Below are 3,052 nucleotides of genomic sequence, written 5' to 3' on the forward strand. Positions count from 1 at the left end.
TGAAAGCGGAGGGGCGCTATGCCGAAGATATCTACTGACCCGGGCCGCCACGCGCTGAACGGCCCGACCATGGGCACGCGCTGGTCGGCGCTTTTCCACGCCGATGCCGGGCTGGACCCCGCCCCGGTGCAGGCTGCCCTGCAAGCGGTCGTGACGGAGGTCGATGCCGCAATGTCGACATGGCAGCCCCACAGCGATTTGATGCGCCTGAACCGGGCGCCCACTGGCGCCTGGGTGGCCGTTCCTGCCGGCTTGGCCGAGGTGCTGAACCTCGGGCTGCGGATCTGTGCGGCATCGGGCGGTGCGTTCGATATCGGCATGGGCGATGCGGTGCGCGCCTGGGGTTTTGGCCCCGAGGAAGCCAGCGCTGAAGCCATCCGCTGGGCCATGGTAACCACGCGCCCGCCCGCGCATGAGGTGCTGGAGATCGACCGCGCGGCCGGGTTGGTCAGGAAACATGCACCCATCACGCTCGACCTGAACGGCATCGCCAAGGGCTACGGCGTCGACAGGTTGGCCGAAATGTTACGGGGCTTCGGCATCACCGGGTTCCTTGTTGGCATCGACGGCGAGATGCGAGCCTCCGGGCTGCGGCCCGACGGCATGCCCTGGACCGTCGCCGTCGAGGCGCCCGATCCCGAACGCCGCGCGCCCCATTCGGTCCTGATGCTGCAAGATGCCGCCGTCGCCACCTCGGGCGATTACCGGCATCATGTCACCGTTCAGGGCCAGCGCCTGTCGCATACGATGGACCCGGCGACGGGCGGCCCGCTGCGGTCGTCGCCGGCCTCGGTCACGGTCGTCACGGGCAGCTGCGCCGAAGCCGATGCCTGGGCAACCGCGCTGATGGTGCAGGGTCCGCAGGCGGGCGGCGAACTCGCCGCACGCCTTTCCCTCGATGCGCTGTTTCTGATGCGCGAGGCAGGCGGCATCCGGACCCATGCCGTCGGGGCGTTGTTCGACAGCCCGATGGTATCGGCGGCAGGCCGCGAGGGTCTGGTTTGTGCCTGAGGTCTGTCCATTCGTGCAATGGGTCTTTGCAGGTTTTGTCAATTCTCGTGCGAAAACGGACAGCCTATGTCTATCCCAAGCCCGGCGGCGTCTGTCGATGCCCGCCGCGGCCAGAACCACTTGGCAGATACAGGAGATCACTATGCGGACTGTAAAATCTTTCACCACCGTCGCTGTCGCTCTCGCCCTCGCGCTGGGGTCAGCTGGCATTGCCGCCGCGCAATCCCAGGGACATGACAGCCATGGCGCGGGGGCTATCGAGATCACGCTGAACGATGGCGCCAAATGGCAGGGCGATCAGAACATGATCACCGGCATGACCGCGATTCACGGAACCATGGCCGCGAACCTGACCGCGATCCACAACGGCACCCTGCCGGCCGATGCCGCGAATGGGGTCGCTGCCGATGTCCAGAAGCAGGTCGATTTCATGGTCGAGAACTGTGTGCTGGAACCCGAGGTAGACGAGCAGTTCCATATCGTCCTTGGTGAGGTGATGACCGGCATCTCGGCATTGGAGGCCGGCGAGGTCGAGACTGGCGCGGTGACGATCGTTCAGGCGTTGAACGCCTATGGCGAGCATTTCGAGCATCCGGGCTGGCAGAATTTCAACTGAGGCCTATTTGCGCAAGTCAGAAAGGGGCCGGACCGGCAGAGGCGTCATGCCCCTGCCGGTATCGCCTTGCATGGGCAGCGCCCCTCCAGCAGATCGGCATCGGCGGCCAGGGCTGCGGCCATGAAATCCACGAAGATGCGAATGCGCGCGGTGTGGCGCAGGTCTTCATGGGTCAGCACCCAGAGATCCAGCATGAAATCCTCGGGCAATGCGGCGGCGCGAATCAGTGCGGGGTCGCAATCGGCAACCACGCAGGGCAGGGCTGCAACACCGATCCCCGCTTGCGCCGCGGCATGGGCGGCGATGATCGAGTTCGTCCGGTAAACCTGCCGCATTTGCGGCCACCAGCGCGCCAGACTGCGGCTGAGCGGACCATGGGCCGCGCCGTAGCTGATCCAGTCGCCATCGGCCGGGTCGCTCAGCCCTCGCGCATGAAGGCCGGGCGCTGCATAGATAGCGAAGGCCAACCGCCCGACCCGCCGTCCGACCAGTGTTTCCTGCCCCGGATTGCCAAGCCGCAACGCGACATCGGCTTCGCGCCGTGTCAGGTCGAGCACGGTATCGGCTACGACCACCTCGATCTCGATCCCCGGCCATTCCGCCCGGAACGCCGCGATATGCCGCGGAAGAACCCCGACGGCCAACAGGTCGGTCGCGGTGATACGGATCATCCCGCTTGGCCGCTGATCCTGCCCGGTGACCTTCAGCGCCAGCGCCGCAACCTCCTCCTCGATGCAGGTGACAGAATCGCGCATCTCTTCGCCGGCGGCCGTCAGGGCATAGCCGCCGGGCAGCCGGTCAAAAAGTCGTACACCCATCCGCTGCTCGAAAGCGCCGATGCGACGAAAAACGGTTGAATGGGTCACGCCAAGCACCCGTGCCGCGCCCGAAAGCGATCCCGCTCGGGCTACGGCAAGAAACAATCGCAGATCGTCCCAGTCCTGCGCCTGTGTATTCATGCAAGGTCTCCGTGCCGATTTGAATAATGTTGATCCTGAGAGGACAGAACATATTGAATCGGCAGGCAATAATGAGGTAGCTGCGGTGAACTAGACATGACCAGAATCGCCCTGTGCAGTGTCGAGCTCCCCTGTTTGTCCTGCGTCGCTCAACTTGAGGAGGAGAATGTCTTAAAACTCTTCGGCACGTGGTTATAAGCTGATTCTATTATGCGCCAACCGCAGCAGGAATCCCTTCAAAGGTTTTAGGATGGTCTGCCCAAGTTTCGCGGCTCTGTTGCACAAATCGCGTGAGGGATTCATCTCGTGAATCCAGCGTGGTAGCTTGACTGCATGAGCAGACCGACACCCCCGATCTACAAGACCAGGAACTGGCCCGCCTATAACCAAGCGCTCAAGCGCCGCGGCTCTCTGACGATCTGGTTCGACCCCGCCATGACGTGGAAGGCCGCGCCGACTGGCAAGC

3 protein-coding genes and 1 pseudogene are annotated in these 3,052 nt (G+C 64.1%); 3 read left to right on the top strand and 1 reads right to left on the bottom strand.

What is annotated here, in order from left to right; genetic code table 11:
- Nucleotides 1-18 precede the first annotated feature (18 nt).
- Together RGD00_RS23025 and RGD00_RS23030 are read left to right on the top strand one after the other, a co-directional pair.
- The gene (locus RGD00_RS23025) at nucleotides 19-1,011 is read left to right on the top strand and encodes an FAD:protein FMN transferase (RefSeq protein WP_310459570.1); all 993 of its coding nucleotides are present in this window, start codon (nucleotides 19-21) and stop codon (nucleotides 1,009-1,011) included.
- A gap of 142 nt (nucleotides 1,012-1,153) precedes the next feature.
- Nucleotides 1,154-1,627 (top strand): hypothetical protein, encoded by a 474-nt coding sequence (locus RGD00_RS23030; RefSeq protein ID WP_310459571.1) that lies wholly within the window; start codon nucleotides 1,154-1,156, stop codon nucleotides 1,625-1,627.
- A gap of 44 nt (nucleotides 1,628-1,671) precedes the next feature.
- Here RGD00_RS23030 and RGD00_RS23035 read toward each other — a convergent pair whose 3' ends face one another.
- The gene (locus RGD00_RS23035; RefSeq protein WP_062562802.1) at nucleotides 1,672-2,586 is read right to left on the bottom strand and encodes a LysR family transcriptional regulator; all 915 of its coding nucleotides are present in this window, start codon (nucleotides 2,584-2,586) and stop codon (nucleotides 1,672-1,674) included.
- Between the two features lie 333 nt (nucleotides 2,587-2,919).
- Between RGD00_RS23035 and RGD00_RS23040 the strand changes: the two are divergent.
- Nucleotides 2,920-3,052: pseudogene (locus tag RGD00_RS23040) on the top strand (IS5/IS1182 family transposase); the annotation flags it as partial.

Origin of the sequence: Ruixingdingia sedimenti (assembly GCF_031432425.1) — a bacterium.
Taxonomy (GTDB): domain Bacteria; phylum Pseudomonadota; class Alphaproteobacteria; order Rhodobacterales; family Rhodobacteraceae; genus Ruixingdingia; species Ruixingdingia sedimenti.